This is a genomic window from Streptomyces sp. NPDC001714 (assembly GCF_042892755.1).
In the GTDB taxonomy this organism is placed as follows: domain Bacteria; phylum Actinomycetota; class Actinomycetes; order Streptomycetales; family Streptomycetaceae; genus Streptomyces.
The window spans coordinates 1-14,110 of the sequence record NZ_JBIAUL010000035.1; the positions used below are offsets into that span (position 1 = coordinate 1).

The window sequence follows — 14,110 nt, forward strand, 5'->3', positions numbered from 1 at the left end:
GGCGAGAGGTCCGGGGAAACGGACCGGGAGCAATCCCGACACCGCGCCCCGGGCCTACTCAGCGACGAGGCAGGTCAGGGCCTGAGGCCACCCAAGGGCCGCACCTGGGGCCAGCGGGGCCGCACCCCGGTCGTGCGGGTCACCGCCCAGGGCACCAAACGTGTCTCCATGGCGGCGCTGATCTGCACCAAAGCCGGCCACCAACCCCGGTTGATCTACCGCATCCACCTCGACCGCGGCCCTGCCAAGGGCCGTCGTAAGGGCTTCACCGAGACCGACTACGCCCGCCTGCTGGATGCTGATGGCGCTCGTTGAAAGCGGCTCTGGCCGCGGTTGCGTGATGCCTACGGCCAAGTGCGGATCTGCCGCGCAGCTGGACTGGCAACACCTCTCTGTGGAGTCATGTCTGGGCTTCCCACACTGGAAGGCCAGCAGGGTTGGCTCAGACGGGCGTCGCCCTGGCCCGTGAGGGAGTTCATGAGATCCCCCACGGGGTCGTGGGCTGTGGCTGTCAGTAGCCGATGGTGAAGCGGCGCTGCACGAAGCGCGGCAGTTCCGCCTCATCGATCAGGGCGATGGCCGCGTCCTCCACCGAGATGCGGCTGCGGCCGTCGGCGTCCAGGACGGGCTGGTCGCCGCCGATCCGGAAGCGGCCGGTGCGCTCGCCGGGGCCGATCTCCTCCGCGGGGCTGAAGTAGGTCCACAGCCGGTTCGATGTCCGCAGGACGGTCAGGGCGTCGCGGTGACCGCGTACCGCTGCGGCGTATTCGCGGGGCAGCCCGAGCTTGTCGAGGGCGGCGTGCAGCAGTTCGTCGGAGTCTGCTCGCACCACTCCCGGTTCGATTTCGAGGCTGCCGGCGCCGCCGATCACGATGAGCCGGGTCCGTGGGCGGCTCTCCAGCGCCTTCAGCAGGGCCCGCGCCGCCGTCGCATAGACGGTCGGGTCGGCGATCGAGCGCCGGACGGTGTCCGCGAAGTCCTTGGCGGCGTTGCCCGGCTGGAATGCGCTGATCAGGACGTCGAGTCCGGGCAGGATGCCAGCGATGCTCTTCGGGTCCAGGACGTCGACGCTCGTCCAGGTGATGTTGTCCCGGCGCTCCTCGCGCTGCGCCTGGTCGGCGTCCCGGCTGAACGCCTTGACGCTGTGCCCGCGGTCGAGGGCCTCGGCGACGACCCGGCTGCCGATGGTGCCCGTGGCTCCGATGACTCCGATGTGCATGGTTCTCCCCTGTGCATGCAGAAGTGAGACGCCACTACCAGTGACGTCGTGCAGAAACTATACGCCGTGAAGTTTTTATACGAGACTAAGTAAGTCGACGCTGTAGAGTGCCTGTTGTGACAGTCACGGGAACCGGGGGAAGGCGCGAGCGGCTACGGGCCGAGACCGCAGCCGAAATCAAGAGGGTGGCACTGGCCTTGATGGCCGCGGGCGGGCCGGATGCCATCACCCTGCGGGCCATCGCCCGCGGCATGGGCATGACCGCCAACGCCATCTACGGATACTTCCCGACCAGGGACGACCTGGTCACCACGCTGATTAACGACGTGTACACCGCCTTGGCCGACGCTGTGGACACGGCCTGGGAAGCCACGCCCTCCGCCGAGCCTGCCGTCCGGATCGAGGCATGGGCCAACGCCTTCCGGACCTGGGCCCTGGTCAACCCCCAGGGGTTCCGCCTCATCTACGGCGACCCCGTGCCCGGCTACCAGGCCCCCGAGGGAGGCCCCGCCCCGGATGCCGCACGCCGGGTCTGCACCGGGCTCACCGCCCTCGCGGCAGCCGCCTGGCCCCACGCCCGGCCCCTCTACCAGGACAGTGCCTTCCACTGGTCCGACTTCGACCCTGGGCTCCTCGAGAAGGTGCGTCCCGCCTTCCCCGACCTGCCGCCCGCAGCCGTCGCCCTCGCCCTGCGCATCTGGGGGCACCTGCATGGACTGGTGTCACTGGAGGTCTACGGCCACATGGGCACCCAGACCACGAGCCCGGAGAAGCTCTTCCGGGAGGAACTCGCCCAGCTCATACAGACACTGGGCATGCCGCGTCGGCGCTGAGCGGCCCAAGCTCCGACGTGCTCTGTGAACTGCGGAATCGGGCATGCCCGAAGTGCGAGGATAGAGAGGTCCGAGGAGCTGTCCGCAGTTCCGTGATGGTCAGTGCTGGGTGAGGATACGGGTCCGCAGAAGTTCGAACGAGGCCCGGCCATACATCGCCCTCTTGAGAGTTTTCACCCGATTCACGTGTCCTTCGACCACCCCGGAACTCCACGGCAGGGGCAGTCCCGCAGTGATGGCGTCGAGGTCCTGACGGAGAAAGCCAGCGAAGCCCCTCACGGGCTTCGGCGCGTCCTGCTCCGCCTGCCGGATCCACTCCAACAGCAGGTAACCACGCTGGTGGCGGACCAGATCGGCGAAGGCCCGGGCGAGGTCGCAGGCCCGGGTGATGTCCGGGCAAGCGAGCCGGACTTGGAGGAGTCGCTCGTTTTGGCTGTCGGTGAGCGTCTCACGGGGACGCAGGATCCACGAGGTGATTTTGCGGGGGCTCGGGATGTCGGCCCGGACCGGTTCGGCGGTGCCCTCGCGGAGGGCGGCGAGGTGTTTGCGGACGACCTGGCGGCTGCCCCGGTAGCCGCGGTCTTGGATCTCCAGGAACAGGCGGGTGCCGCTGACCTGGCCTTGGGCTTCGGTGAAGCGGGCATTGAGGTAGACCTTGAACGGCTCCAGGACACCGTTGGGGCGGCGCTCGCGGGCGGAGGCCAGCAGCTGGTCGAGGTCGGTGTCGCGGAAGCGGCGCACGGTCTGGCGGTCGAGATTTAGTCGGCGAGCGATGGCGCTGATCGTCCAGCGTTTCTCCAGCAGGCGGTGGATGTCCTCGTAACGGTGACGGGTCCGCTCGATGATCTGGGTGCGGGGCAGTTCGGCGGGCGGTAACAGCTTCGGGGCCACCTCGGACACTTCGGTCGCCGTCTCCTCCTCGGCACGTTTGCGCAGGCAGTCGCGATGCTGGTGGCAGGTCTTCTCCACTGCGGCCGCCAGGTTTTGAAGCAAATGCCACCTGTCCGCGACCTCCAGAGCGTCCGGGGCGGCCGCCTTGACCGCCTTGGTGTAGGCGCTGGCCCGGTCCCGGCAGATGATCTCGGCTCCGGGATGTTCGGCCAGCCAGGCCGCGAACGTGTCGGAGGTGCGGTCGGGCAGCACGTCCACGACCCGGCCGGCCTCAACGTCGACGAGCACGGTGCCGTAGATGCAGCCCTTGCGGAAGGCGAACTCGTCCACCCCCAGCACTCGCGGGGCGCGGTCCGGTACCGCCGGCGCCTTGAGCAGCCTGAGCAGCCGGGTCCGGCCCGCGGTCATCCGCAGACGCCGGCACAGTCGGGCGGCCGGACGGCCGCCGAGCTCGATCGCGATCGACCGCAGCGAGCTCGTCAGCCCGGTGCTGGAGCGGCGGCGCCGCTCGGACAGGCCCGGAACCTGCTCGACGAACGTCTTACGGGAACAGTTCTTCCGATCGCAGAAGTACCGGCGTACCCGCAGCCGGACGATGACCTGGCGAGGGCCCAACGGCCGCTCGTCCAGGGTGCGTTGGTACGTACTGTGTACGCGCCTCGCCTGCTTCCGACAGTCCGGGCACCGGCCCGGGGGAGCCGTCGACACCACCTCCACCACCAGGAAGCTGGAGAAGTCGTTCACCCGCTCCACCCGCACATCGATCCCGGGAAACAGCACATCCTCGACCGTGTTGCTCGCCACGGCAGGAAACACCCTGCTGAAACGATCCCTCGTTCCAGCTGCTGACCTGGGGATTCACGTAACTGCGGACAGAGCCGAATTCAGAGATCCCCAACAGATGCCGCGCACCAGCAGCTCGGCGGGCCGATCGTTTTGGTTTGGGACAATCTGAACACGCACGTCAGCCGCACCATGCACGGTCTGATCGCCGCCCGATTATGGCTGACCGTCTACCAGCTGCCGCCGTACGCTCCCGAGTTCAACCCCGTCGAGGGGGTGTGGTCGCACCTGAAGAAGTCGTTGGCCAACCTCACCAAACACAGCCTCGACCAACTCACCACGTTGGTGAAGACGCGGCTGAAACGAATGCAGTACCGGCCCCGCCTCATCGAGGGACTCATCGCCAAGACCGGACTCAACATCCAACCGCCGTAACCCCGGAGATCACAGACCTCCTAGTAGTAGGAGGCCACCAGGTCGCGGTCCACCGTGATGGTGTCGCGATCGAGTGCGGGCAGCCCCATGTGGTCACAGATCAGCTGGGTCAGCTGCTCCTCGTAGGTCCCGCTCTGACGGTCCAGGCCGGCCGCCGTGATGAGAGGGGCCATCTTGTTGGGCCAGTACTCTCCGACGTAGTCGGGATCCTCGTAGTCGATGCAGGACGATACCTGGCCGTCCTTGTAGTGGTACGCCTTGGGCCCGTGGGCCTTGGCAACGCACGGATTGGGAACGAACACCATCAGCTCAGCGCCCGAAGGGCACAGCTCGCGGTAGTCGATCTCGTCATAGTCGTCGCGGTTGAACATGTGGTGCACGATCACGCCCCAGTCGCCGGGTTCTGTGTCGTTGCCGTAGGCGAACGGCGGCCGCTGCTGCGCGGACAGGCCTTCGGCCATGGCGGCCAGGCTGGTCCCCTTGAAGTAGACCAGGACGGTTTCGTCTTCCCGGTATCGCTCTTCGTCCACCCACGCCATGACGCCGCAGTCGATCCAACTTGTCATGCCCAGCAACGTAACCGGCGCCACTGACACAGCAGCCCCCAGAGTCGCCAATCAACGCCAAGACCCTCCGGCCGTCCCGCGCCGTCGGAACGCAGTGCTCCGTCGCTGGCTCACGTCGCCACTCGATCACGCGCGGTCACATCCAGCCGACGTAACCCGCACCCTTAAAGATCTCTAGACAGGAGGGGTGACGACGAGCCGACTTCGTCTGTTGGCAGTGGCGGTTCGGCCCGAAATACCATCCACCTGCGGTTATTTACGGTCAGAGTCGAGCTCAGCCCGCCACCGGATCTTCGGAGGCGGGCAGCGGTTCTGGGGTCCTCGGGGCCAGGGCGCGGATGGAGGGGGTGGCAAGCATAGTGAGGGTGGCGAGGAGGATGAGCGCGGCGGCCGCGTAGAGGGTGGCATGGAGGCCGAGGAGGAGTACGGCGGGTCCGGCGGCGAACTGGGCGAGCGGGAGCGCGAGGTAGGAGCCGAGATCGTCGTAGGCGTAGACGCGGGCGAGGCGGTCCTCGGGGATCTGTTCGTTGAGGGTCGAGTACCAGGCGACGCCGGCTTGCTCGACGCCCACGCCCGCCACGAAGTTGGCGATGACCAGCAGCCCGGTATGCGGGGCGAGGGCGAGCAGCAGCGGGGTCATCGCTGTCAGGCCCATCAGTGCGCAGCCGACCAGGATTGCGCGTCGGAGCTGCCAGCGCAGCGACAGTATGCCGCCGGCGACCGCGCCGAGGGAGGACGCGGCGACGGCCAGGCCCCAGCCGGTGCGGCCGATTGCGGTGGTGTCGGCGACGGCCGGGCCGAGGACGGTGAACGAGGCGGTGAGGCCGGCGTTGAGGAAGCAGAAGGCCACAACGATCACCCACACCCAGGTCCGGGAGGTGAACTCGCGCCAGCCGACGCGCAGTTCGTGCACCAGGCCGGGGCTGGGCGCGGGCGGCGCGACCTGGACGCGGACCAGCGTGAAGGATGCGGCGGCGAGCGCGAAGCTGAGCGCGTCGGCGGCCAGGCCCCAGCCGGGGCCGATCGCGGCGACCAGTACGCCTCCCAGCGAGGCGCCGACGATCGCCGCGCTGCTGCCCGCGATCCGGGAGAGCGCGAGGGCGGCGCGGCGGGACTCGACCGGCACGGTCTGGGGCAGCAGGGCCTGGGCGGCGGGCTGGTAGCAGGAACTTGACGCCCCGTTGACTGCGGCGAGCATCATGAGTAAGGGGATGGCGGCGTGGTGGGTGAGGACCAGGGCGGCGACCACCGCCTGGCTCGCGGCGCTGACCGCGCTGCTGCCGACCAGCAGCGGGCCGCGCGGCAGTCGGTCCGCCAACACCCCGCCGTACAGCAGGAAGACGATGCCGGTGAGGGAGTGGGCGCCGACCACCAACCCAAGCGAGCCGACCGAGCCAGTGGCGTCGAGCACGGCGAAGGCGAGGGCGATCGGCGCCACCCCGTTGCCGAGCAGGTTGGCCGTCGTACCGACGAAGAGGTGACGGAACGGGCGGTGGCGCAGAGGCGCCAGGGCGGCAGACATGCGCCTGATCGTCGGGACTGAGCGGCGCGCCCGTCAACGGGTTATAGGACTGGCACCGGGCCCAGCGGGTTGTTGTAGCTCGTCCGAGTGGTCTCGTGGGAAGGCCCGTCCACCGTGGTGCTCAGGCTTTCGGATACTGATCCGCCGGCGTAGCGAGGTCGTGTCGGACATTCAGCAAGACCGCCGTCGTCATCACCGCGAAGTCCGCCGGGCGCAAGGTCTTCGGCCTCGCCACCACAGGCGTCCGTCTCGCTCGACCTCTTGCGTGTCAGTCCGGCAGCCAGTGCAGCTCGTGCGCCAGGGTTTTGGCGACGGCACGGACGCGGCGGTGTAGTGGCGACTGCTCGCGTGGGAGGACCAGGTGGAACGTCAGGCTGGGCGCGCCCCGCAGCGGTCGCCAGGTGAGACCGGCCGGTTGTGTCGTGGCCGCGGCTTCTCCAGCCGGGGCGAGGGTGACCCCGTCGCGCAGGTCGCGCTGAGACATGTCGAAAGAGACTGCGGGCGTGTGGAATCGGGGGTGTGGTCGGGTGTCTCGGAACAGTGCGGACAGCTGATCGTGGATCACGGGGTTGGCCGCACGGTCCGGGAGTCGCAGCGGATACGCGGCCGCGTCGGCGATCTCGATCTCCGGGTGTTCGGCCAGCGGATGGTGCTCCGCCAGCTGGACCCCGAGGCGCGCACGCCGCAGCAGGAACCGGCGCACGCCGCGGCCCGGTTGTTCACCGCGGGTGATCCCGACATCGATGCGGCCGTCGGCAACCGCGGGGGAGATCTCCGGTGTCGCCATCGGGACCGCGCCGACCTCGAGTCCGCTGTTGCCGCGAATCAGCCTGTCCACCAGGGCCGGTGCCGTCCCGGCCCCGGCGCTGAGGCTGTATCCGATGCGCAGCGTGCCTAGTTCACCGGCCGCCGCGCTCCGGGCGGTGTCCCATGCCCGGTCCAGCGCCGCCAGCGCGGGCGGCGCGGACTCCGCCAAAGCCGCACCGGCCGTGGTCAATACGACGCTACGCGTGTTGCGGACCAGCAGGGCCGTACCGAGTTCCGCCTCCAATCGGCGCATCCGGGCGCTGAGTGCGGGCTGTGCGATACCGATCCGTGCGGCCGCGCGGGTGAAGTTCAACTCCTGCGCCAGCACCAGGAAGTACCGCAGGCTCACCGTATCCGGCGCCACGTGCCCTCCCTGCCGATTGATAACGATCCGTTCTGAGTCTATCCCGTACCGGTCTTTCCCTCGGCCCCACATCGAGCCCTAACCTGCGCATACGGCGATTCAACTGATCGCAGTACCCGTCGCCGGGATCGATCGATCTGAGTGTCAATTCGAAGTCGGACGTGTCCGGCCGAACACAGGAGGTTTCCGTGGCTAAGGGCTACTGGGTCAGTGTCTACCCCGCCATTTCCGACCCTGAGAGGCTGACTGCCTACGACAAGCTGGCCCGTCCGGCTGTCCAGGCTGGGGGCGGGCGCCTCCTGTCCCTCCTCCCGTCCCGTGGCGGTCGAGTCGTCGCCCACGAGGCCGGAATCACGCAGCGCGTCGTTCTGATCGAGTTCGACAGCTTCGAACAGGCCGTCGCGGCATACGAGAGCGAGGCATACCAGAAGGCCCTGGTGGCCCTCCCCGACGGCTACGAGCGCGACTTCCGCATCATCGACAGCATCGACTGACCGGCGGGCCCAGCCATCGCCGAGCATCCGTCACCTGAAACGCACACGGTGCCGAACGACGACTCACGAGACGACTTCGAAGCGATGCCCCGCGTCCCAGTTCGTCGTCGACGTCCTCGACGGCCTGATCCCTGTCGGCGGCTCGCCGCGCTACCCGACGTCGAGCAACTTGCCTGACTTGCCTGACACGGCGATCAAGCTCTGACCTGCCGCAGCGGCGATTCGCCCTAGATAATCGTGGCGGTGGACGGGCCGTAAGCCGGTCAGCAGGGCGGTATCACGTCGCGGATTCCGGATCGACGAGGCGGGCCTCAAGGTCGGCGATGCTCCTCCAGTTCGGCGGAGCTGGCGCTGGCCAACGCCCGGGTCAACCGCTGCGGCAGAGCGAACACCTCAACGCCACCGTTCAAAGGGGCGGTGACCCACTCCGGCCACGACCACCCAAGGAGCTGCTCAAGCGGCGGTACCTCAGCCGAGGGCTCTTCGAAGTACATGTCCCACTCGGCGATGGCACTGTCTGGCTCAATGAAACGGCAGGTCACAGACTCAAAGGCCCGACTAGGTCCCCGCAGGCGCGTCGCAGCGGCAGTCTCATCGTCGGGAGCGAGGAAGAACACTATGTCGTGGGCCATCTCGGCATGATGACAGCTCGCCGTACTGGCGCCGGTGACACCTACCGAGAGTCACCGGCAATGCGCTCGCAAACCGTCGCGCACCACTCGTAAACTGTCCTGCTCCATCACACGCGTGCCTAGAATGAAAAATGTATTCGATAACTCGTGGGATCTTCCGGACAACCCGGACCGGCTCCAGACGCTAGAAGTTACGTGGAATCTGCCTGGGTGATCATGTGGCTCGGGTTCATCCACGATCCTGGGGAACGGCTTGAGCAGTACATCGGTACTCGTGGCCAAGTGGCCGGTACTGGCACGAAACGATCACGCGACCACCTGGCTGCAAGCGTGGGAAGTTCTCGGGCGCGCGCCGCGGTCCCTGGACGCCTACGCGCGCGGGCTGGCGGAATCCCTGGCGCTGCGTGAAGGCGAGGCGGTCGATCCGTTGCCGGCAGGTGGGACGCACGTCGGGTTGTTCGTCCGCGACCAAGATCGGGGAGTCCGTCACCAACAACAAGGTCGTGAGCGGAAGGAGAATCCGGAGGATGCGCTGCCTGCTTCTTCGCAGTCAGTGTTGTGAGCTGAGGCCTGCGGTGCGAGCTCACACCCGGCGCGTGGCTGTGGGGAGAGAGCCGGCCGGGGAGTCCGGGGACGGGTTCGGGAAGGATCGCTCTGCTCACCGCGGCTGCCATCCGTAGCCGTTCTGGCCATCACACTCGCCGTCTTTGCCGTGCGACGGGCACGGACGCCGAGGGCCGTATGGCCGTGGATGCCCTCGGGAGGGCCCGGAATACGATGTGCAGCGCTCCGACCTGGCCGGTCGAAGACTACGAGAGCGGGGCACCAGCGTGCCGGGAGGGGAGAGCGTGGCGATGAGGACGACGTTGCAACGCATGGCCGCTGCGAGGAGGATCGTTGGCACTGTGATGGCTCTGGGAGCTGTCGGCGCCTGCACGGCTCAGGGGACCGCCCCTGCCGGCAGCACCCATCCCGTCGGCAGCAGGAGTCCTGTCGCGAGTGAACACAGGGTGGTAAAGGCGAGACCGAAGGCGAGCAGGTCGTCGAGCACCCCGCCCGCCAGAACCAACTTGCGCTTCAGCGGAGACATCAAGGGAACAGCGCACGGGGCGCTGAAGGTGCTCCAGAGTAAGACCGGAGCCGACTACGACTACACCGTGCCCGACGGCGCCACGCAGTGTGTGATGCCTGCTGATGACGGCGCCTGGGAGGCGCAGTTCACGGTGCGTGTGGACGGCATCGACTGGGAGATCTCGATCGGGAACGATGCCTCCTTCGGGTCTCCGAAGCCGGGCAGGCACGTTGCGGTATACGACGCCGACACAGGTGGCGAAGCCGATGCGCTGACCTTCGACATCGCGTCGGACAAGGCTCCGAGCGGCACCGTGGTCGGCAACGGGCTTGGCAAGTTCCAGTACGTCTACTACCTCCCGGACGACCATAACAAGGGCAGGGCGATGGTCATGATCGACCGCGGACTGACCTCCGGCACCCTCGACGCCTGGCTTGCACCCTGGGAGCAGGAAAACGACCAGGAGAAGCCGCTGTTTCACATCACCGGTCACTGGGCCTGCAACGGTTAGCGTGCTGCCGGGATGGCGGCGCAGGATGCGGTCTCTCCAGCCCGGGGCGTTTTGGGCCGGGAGCAAGAGGCACGTCTGATTCGGCTGCCTCCCGATTCCCACGGGGAAGCTGGCCACTGCCGGGCGGAGAACGGGCGCGGGCTGGCCTGTGCGGGGCCTTGGGACGAGAATGTTGTTGGCGGCACCACACTCCAGGCGTCCACACTGGCATCCCGTAGGAACGTCCGTGCTCCCCATGAGACGATTTCCGGGACGCGCGGGAGAGCGCGAGTTCGGTTGCCCGAGCGCGAAGATGTGAGCCAGCATGGGCCATGCCGGGGCTCGGGGGCGGGCCCCACGACACGGCGGGTAGGAGACGCGCCGCCTGCGACGCCGATTCCAGGAGAGAATCAACAAGCCTACGGCCACATCACTAGGACGTCAGATATGCCCATCATTTCGCGCGGCTTTCACGGGCGCCGACCTGAGCCCGGCAAGAAACTCCCTCCGGGCCAGTACGAGGCCACAGGCTTCCCGGTCCTGTCAGCCGGTCCGACACCGCACGTGCCCAAGGACAGGTGGGAGCTGACCGTCACCACGGAAGTGGGCCGTCGTCATGCCTGGGACTGGTCCGCCCTCACGGCGCTGCCCGCCGACACTCCGACTGTGGACCTCCACTGTGTGACCAAGTGGTCCAAGTTCGGCACCCGGTGGCAGGGCGTGTCACTCGACGTCCTCCTGGCTGACGTCGAGACTGCGGCGGAGTACGCGCTGATCTCCTCGTATGGCGGATATACGACAAACTTGCCGCTGGCGGACCTGCTCGACGGCAAGGCGTGGATCGTGTACGGGTACGACGGCCACGACCTCACCCCGGAGCACGGGGGCCCGGCGAGGCTGCTGGTCCCGCATCTCTATCTGTGGAAGTCCGCCAAGTGGGTTCGCGGCATCGAACTGCGAGAAGACGACACCCCGGGGTTCTGGGAGAGCGCCGGCTATCACAACTACGGAGACCCGTGGCAAGAGCAACGGTACTGGGGAGACTAGGCGACCGGCTGCGCTGGAGGGCCGCCGAGGTGGTGGCACGGCGCGTCGAGTCAGCGACAGCCGTCACCATCACGTTGGAGGTGCCAGAGTGGCCGGGCCATCTCGCCGGTCAGCACGTGGACGTCCGCCTGACCGCGGAGGACGGGTACAGCACACAGCGCAGCTACTCCATCGCCTCGGCCGAGAATGGCGGGCGGGTGGAGCTGACAGTGCAGCGGATTCCAGGAGGCGAGGTCTCGCCGTATCTGGTCGACGAACTTGTCCCTGGTGACCGGATCGAGGTCAGGGGCCCGGTCGGCGGTTGGTTCGTCTGGCGGCCCGAGCAGCGAGAACCGGTGCTGCTGGTGGCCGGCGGGTCTGGGCTCGTTCCGTTGATGTGCATGATCCGGGCCCGACGCGCGGCCGACAGCCGAATCCCCTTCCGACTGCTCTATTCCCTGCGCTCACCGCAAGAGCAGCTCTACGGCGCGGAGATGCGCGAGGGCGCGCCCGGGCTGGATGTGACGCGCCTCTACACACGGCAGGCCCCGCAGGAGTCTGTGCGCCCTCCGGGCCGGATCACCCCGGAGGATCTGGCACAGCACGGATGGCCGCCGGACTTCGAGCCGGTGTGCTACGTATGCGGCCCCACCGCCTTCGTGGAGAAGGCGGCCGCCTACCTGGTGCTGCTCGGACACAAGCCCGAGCAAGTGCGGACCGAGCGCTTCGGCGGCTGAGGAGGCCGACATGAGATCGGAGGATACCGTGCACGACGAAGGCACGTCTTACCTGGACGGCAACGCTCTGGCGGGCCCTCTCTCGGAGATCTTCGCCGTGGACCTGACCGTCGCGACGGGCCGGTGCGCGCACTGCGGCCGCACGGGTCCGGTCGCCTCTCTGCAGGTGTACGGGCACGCCCCAGGGCTGGTCGCCCGATGCCCTGGCTGCGAGCAGGTCATGATCCGCCTGGTGTCCGGGGCGGGCACCAGCTGGCTCGACATGAGCGGCGTCGCCGTCCTGTCCATTCCGGCCGCCGACTGAACGCCCACCGGCCGTGACGACGAGTCGATGCTCGATAGTGATGCCATCGGAAGATGCCGGCACCCGCGAAGGACGCCGTTGCCGGAGTGACAGGCAGCCCGGTCGCCTCGCTGACGCCCGCGTCCAGTGTCCAAGAATTGAGTGAACTCGAAAATGACACTGGTCGATCCCGCCACCGTGTGGGCGGCCGGGGAGCTTCAGCGGGCGGCGGGTGAGCTGTCCTTGCTGTTGGTCGCGCGGGACGGTGACGGCCGGGTCGTCGGCGCGCTGCTGGGTGTCCCCTCGGGCACGTCGTCTCCGCACTCTCCCGGCTCCCGGGCGGCAGCCGGTATGTCCTGGCGTCGATGCTCACGTACGCGAAGATCAAAGCGGTCGCCGTCGCCGAGGACGCCCGCAGGCGGGGGATCGGGGCCGCGCTGCTCGCCCGGTGCGTCCAGCTGTACGGACGGCTGGAGTACACGCTGCTGTTCGGCGAGTTCGACACCGAGCGTGCCCTGGGGCCGTACTACAGGCGGCAGGGCTTCACCGTGCTGCGGCCCGGGCAGGGCATCGACGTCGGCACCCTGCTCGCCGGTAGCCCGCTTCATCTCGGTGCCGGACCGGGCCTGACCTTCTTCCACCGGTGGCAGCCGCAGGACAGGTGAGGGGGCAGGGAGTTGACCGCAGACGACTGGTCGGCCTTGGCGGGGGTGTCGCCCACAGCGCTGGCTCTGGCAGCGGTCGTGGTCGCCCTCGTCGCGTTCAGGGCCGAGCACCGGCGGGCATGGTTCGAGACCGCCCGGGCGCTGCACCAGGACCTGACGACCGGGGAAGTCGCCTTGGCCCGCCGGCTCGTAGGAAGCCTCCGCTACGGGGACTTCGGTTCGCCCGCCAGGAGGAACGACTGGGCTGCAACCCTCACCGCGTGTTTCACCTTGCTCTGGTGCTTTGAGCGGATCGAAGGCGGTCGTACCGCGCTGCTGCGCGGTGGTGTCCGCAGCGTTCCACGGAGTGCGGACGCCGTCAGGTACCTGGACGGGCTGGTGGCATGGCACGTCGCCGAATACGGCTTCGCCGTCGCGCGCAGGAAGCTCGCCGAAGCAGCGGACACAGAGATCTCAGACGGCGAGTCAGCCGCCGGTTTCCAACGGCTGCTACGCGCTTTGCAGGACGACGGCATCATCGACTGGAGGTACCGCACAGGAGACTGCCAAGGAAGCGAATGCCCCTGCTCGTGCCATCAAGAGCCGACTCCGTAGCCGAGGGTGGCTCGAAGGTGCCCCGTCAGCAGAGGACATGGTCAGAAGGCCCTGGCTGTGCCGAGGGCCTGGTGGGCGCGGTGGGAGAGGGCGGCGACTCTGGGGTCGCGGCGCCAGGGTGCCATGGCTCGTACGACGCTGGTGAGGCAGTTCCCCCGCCCCGGCCACGGGAGCTGTAGGAGGGGTTCAGGCGGCGGGCAGGCCGGGCAGGGCGTGTGCTGTCCGGCCGTCCGTCATGGTGGTGTGCTCGATCCAACCGTCCGGCAGGGTGAGCGTGTGGTGGCGCAGGTGGCAGCCGGTGGCCCGCACGATGGGGGAGAGGGGGCAGGGGTCCATTTCCTCGACCAGCAGGCTCGGCGTGGTGGTGGTCGGGTTCTTCTTCCCGGCGACGGCGACAGCGACGGCGATCGGCAGGCGGCCGGCGGGGGTGAGGGGCAGGGGGGTGATCCGCCAGATCGGGCCGCGGACGGTGGACAGGCTGGCCTGTCCGAAGCCGCGTTCCTCGCGCGGGGTCATCGGCTCGCCGTTGTTTTCAGTGAGCCCCCGGAACAGGTGCTGGGCGCGGCCCTGGTTGACGATCTGGAAGGTGTCGATGGTGAAAGGCGCGGGAGAAGAACAGGCTCGGCGGGTATCCGGCCCGGCGCGGGGCGTCCGCGTAGAAGGCGGCCTGGGGATGGATCTGCTCGCGCAGGTGCGC

General features: G+C 68.2%; 17 protein-coding genes and 1 pseudogene. 11 read left to right on the forward strand and 7 right to left on the reverse strand.

Features of this window, described 5'->3' with window-relative positions:
* Positions 1-315: pseudogene (locus ACFY0P_RS47985) on the forward strand (hypothetical protein); the annotation flags it as partial.
* Positions 316-511: 196 nt separating this feature from the next.
* Here the strand turns inward: ACFY0P_RS47985 and ACFY0P_RS47990 are convergent.
* Positions 512-1,219, reverse strand: a complete 708-nt coding sequence (locus ACFY0P_RS47990; RefSeq protein ID WP_388928818.1) for an NAD(P)-dependent oxidoreductase — start codon at positions 1,217-1,219, stop codon at positions 512-514.
* 116 nt (positions 1,220-1,335) lie between these two features.
* Here ACFY0P_RS47990 and ACFY0P_RS47995 point away from each other — a divergent pair, with 116 nt between their 5' ends.
* A complete protein-coding gene (locus ACFY0P_RS47995; protein WP_388928819.1) occupies positions 1,336-2,052 on the forward strand; it encodes a TetR/AcrR family transcriptional regulator in 717 nt (238 codons plus the stop codon).
* Between the two features lie 99 nt (positions 2,053-2,151).
* Here the strand turns inward: ACFY0P_RS47995 and ACFY0P_RS48000 are convergent, their stop codons facing one another.
* Complete coding sequence (locus ACFY0P_RS48000; RefSeq protein WP_388928820.1) at positions 2,152-3,747, reverse strand: ISL3 family transposase; 1,596 nt, start codon at positions 3,745-3,747, stop codon at positions 2,152-2,154.
* A gap of 78 nt (positions 3,748-3,825) precedes the next feature.
* Here ACFY0P_RS48000 and ACFY0P_RS48005 point away from each other — a divergent pair, with 78 nt between their 5' ends.
* Positions 3,826-4,161 (forward strand): transposase, encoded by a 336-nt coding sequence (locus ACFY0P_RS48005; protein ID WP_388928885.1) that lies wholly within the window; start codon positions 3,826-3,828, stop codon positions 4,159-4,161.
* Between the two features lie 20 nt (positions 4,162-4,181).
* Here the strand turns inward: ACFY0P_RS48005 and ACFY0P_RS48010 are convergent, their stop codons facing one another.
* From ACFY0P_RS48010 to ACFY0P_RS48020, 3 genes are all read right to left on the reverse strand, one after another.
* Positions 4,182-4,727: a hypothetical protein gene (locus ACFY0P_RS48010; RefSeq protein ID WP_388928821.1), complete on the reverse strand. Its 546-nt coding sequence runs from the start codon at positions 4,725-4,727 to the stop codon at positions 4,182-4,184.
* A 274-nt stretch (positions 4,728-5,001) separates the two neighbouring features.
* A complete protein-coding gene (locus ACFY0P_RS48015) occupies positions 5,002-6,249 on the reverse strand; it encodes an MFS transporter (protein WP_388928822.1) in 1,248 nt (415 codons plus the stop codon).
* Positions 6,250-6,517: 268 nt separating this feature from the next.
* Entirely contained in the window at positions 6,518-7,420 is a 903-nt protein-coding gene (locus ACFY0P_RS48020; protein ID WP_388928823.1) for a LysR family transcriptional regulator, read from the reverse strand.
* Between the two features lie 188 nt (positions 7,421-7,608).
* Between ACFY0P_RS48020 and ACFY0P_RS48025 the strand changes: the two genes are divergently transcribed.
* Positions 7,609-7,914, forward strand: a complete 306-nt coding sequence (locus tag ACFY0P_RS48025; RefSeq protein WP_388928824.1) for a DUF1330 domain-containing protein — start codon at positions 7,609-7,611, stop codon at positions 7,912-7,914.
* A 906-nt stretch (positions 7,915-8,820) separates the two neighbouring features.
* Positions 8,821-9,108, forward strand: a complete 288-nt coding sequence (locus tag ACFY0P_RS48030; RefSeq protein ID WP_388928825.1) for a hypothetical protein — start codon at positions 8,821-8,823, stop codon at positions 9,106-9,108.
* A gap of 378 nt (positions 9,109-9,486) precedes the next feature.
* On the opposite strand, the gene ACFY0P_RS48035 is transcribed toward ACFY0P_RS48030, so the two are convergent.
* Positions 9,487-9,636, reverse strand: coding sequence for a hypothetical protein (locus ACFY0P_RS48035; protein ID WP_388928826.1), 150 nt, complete (start codon positions 9,634-9,636; stop codon positions 9,487-9,489).
* Positions 9,637-9,664: 28 nt separating this feature from the next.
* Here ACFY0P_RS48035 and ACFY0P_RS48040 point away from each other — a divergent pair, with 28 nt between their 5' ends.
* The 6 genes from ACFY0P_RS48040 to ACFY0P_RS48065 all read left to right on the forward strand — a co-directional run bounded on the left by ACFY0P_RS48040 (position 9,665) and on the right by ACFY0P_RS48065 (position 13,413).
* Complete coding sequence (locus ACFY0P_RS48040; RefSeq protein ID WP_388928827.1) at positions 9,665-10,129, forward strand: hypothetical protein; 465 nt, start codon at positions 9,665-9,667, stop codon at positions 10,127-10,129.
* Between the two features lie 426 nt (positions 10,130-10,555).
* Positions 10,556-11,155 carry a molybdopterin-dependent oxidoreductase gene (locus tag ACFY0P_RS48045; protein ID WP_388928828.1) on the forward strand — a complete coding sequence of 200 codons (600 nt, stop codon included), beginning with the start codon at positions 10,556-10,558 and terminating at the stop codon, positions 11,153-11,155.
* Positions 11,125-11,871 carry a ferredoxin reductase gene (locus tag ACFY0P_RS48050; RefSeq protein WP_388928829.1) on the forward strand — a complete coding sequence of 249 codons (747 nt, stop codon included), beginning with the start codon at positions 11,125-11,127 and terminating at the stop codon, positions 11,869-11,871. Before ACFY0P_RS48045 ends, ACFY0P_RS48050 begins: the two co-directional genes overlap by 31 nt.
* Before the next feature lie 10 nt (positions 11,872-11,881).
* Positions 11,882-12,175, forward strand: a complete 294-nt coding sequence (locus ACFY0P_RS48055) for a DUF6510 family protein (protein WP_388928830.1) — start codon at positions 11,882-11,884, stop codon at positions 12,173-12,175.
* Positions 12,176-12,519: 344 nt separating this feature from the next.
* A complete protein-coding gene (locus ACFY0P_RS48060) occupies positions 12,520-12,819 on the forward strand; it encodes a GNAT family N-acetyltransferase (protein WP_388928831.1) in 300 nt (99 codons plus the stop codon).
* A 12-nt stretch (positions 12,820-12,831) separates the two neighbouring features.
* Complete coding sequence (locus ACFY0P_RS48065) at positions 12,832-13,413, forward strand: hypothetical protein (RefSeq protein ID WP_388928832.1); 582 nt, start codon at positions 12,832-12,834, stop codon at positions 13,411-13,413.
* 186 nt (positions 13,414-13,599) lie between these two features.
* On the opposite strand, the gene ACFY0P_RS48070 is transcribed toward ACFY0P_RS48065, so the two are convergent.
* Positions 13,600-13,929, reverse strand: a complete 330-nt coding sequence (locus ACFY0P_RS48070) for a hypothetical protein (protein WP_388928833.1) — start codon at positions 13,927-13,929, stop codon at positions 13,600-13,602.
* Positions 13,930-14,110: the final 181 nt, after the last annotated feature.

Coding starts and splice junctions, on each gene's coding strand:
- ACFY0P_RS47990 (WP_388928818.1), bottom strand. CDS start 1,219: ATGCACATCGGAGTCATCGGAGCCACGGGCACCATCGGCAGCCGGGTC.
- ACFY0P_RS48010 (WP_388928821.1), bottom strand. CDS start 4,727: ATGACAAGTTGGATCGACTGCGGCGTCATGGCGTGGGTGGACGAAGAG.
- ACFY0P_RS48015 (WP_388928822.1), bottom strand. CDS start 6,249: ATGTCTGCCGCCCTGGCGCCTCTGCGCCACCGCCCGTTCCGTCACCTC.
- ACFY0P_RS48035 (WP_388928826.1), bottom strand. CDS start 9,636: ATGTCTCCGCTGAAGCGCAAGTTGGTTCTGGCGGGCGGGGTGCTCGAC.
- ACFY0P_RS48045 (WP_388928828.1), top strand. CDS start 10,556: ATGCCCATCATTTCGCGCGGCTTTCACGGGCGCCGACCTGAGCCCGGC.
- ACFY0P_RS48055 (WP_388928830.1), top strand. CDS start 11,882: ATGAGATCGGAGGATACCGTGCACGACGAAGGCACGTCTTACCTGGAC.
- ACFY0P_RS48060 (WP_388928831.1), top strand. CDS start 12,520: ATGCTCACGTACGCGAAGATCAAAGCGGTCGCCGTCGCCGAGGACGCC.
- ACFY0P_RS48070 (WP_388928833.1), bottom strand. CDS start 13,929: ATGACCCCGCGCGAGGAACGCGGCTTCGGACAGGCCAGCCTGTCCACC.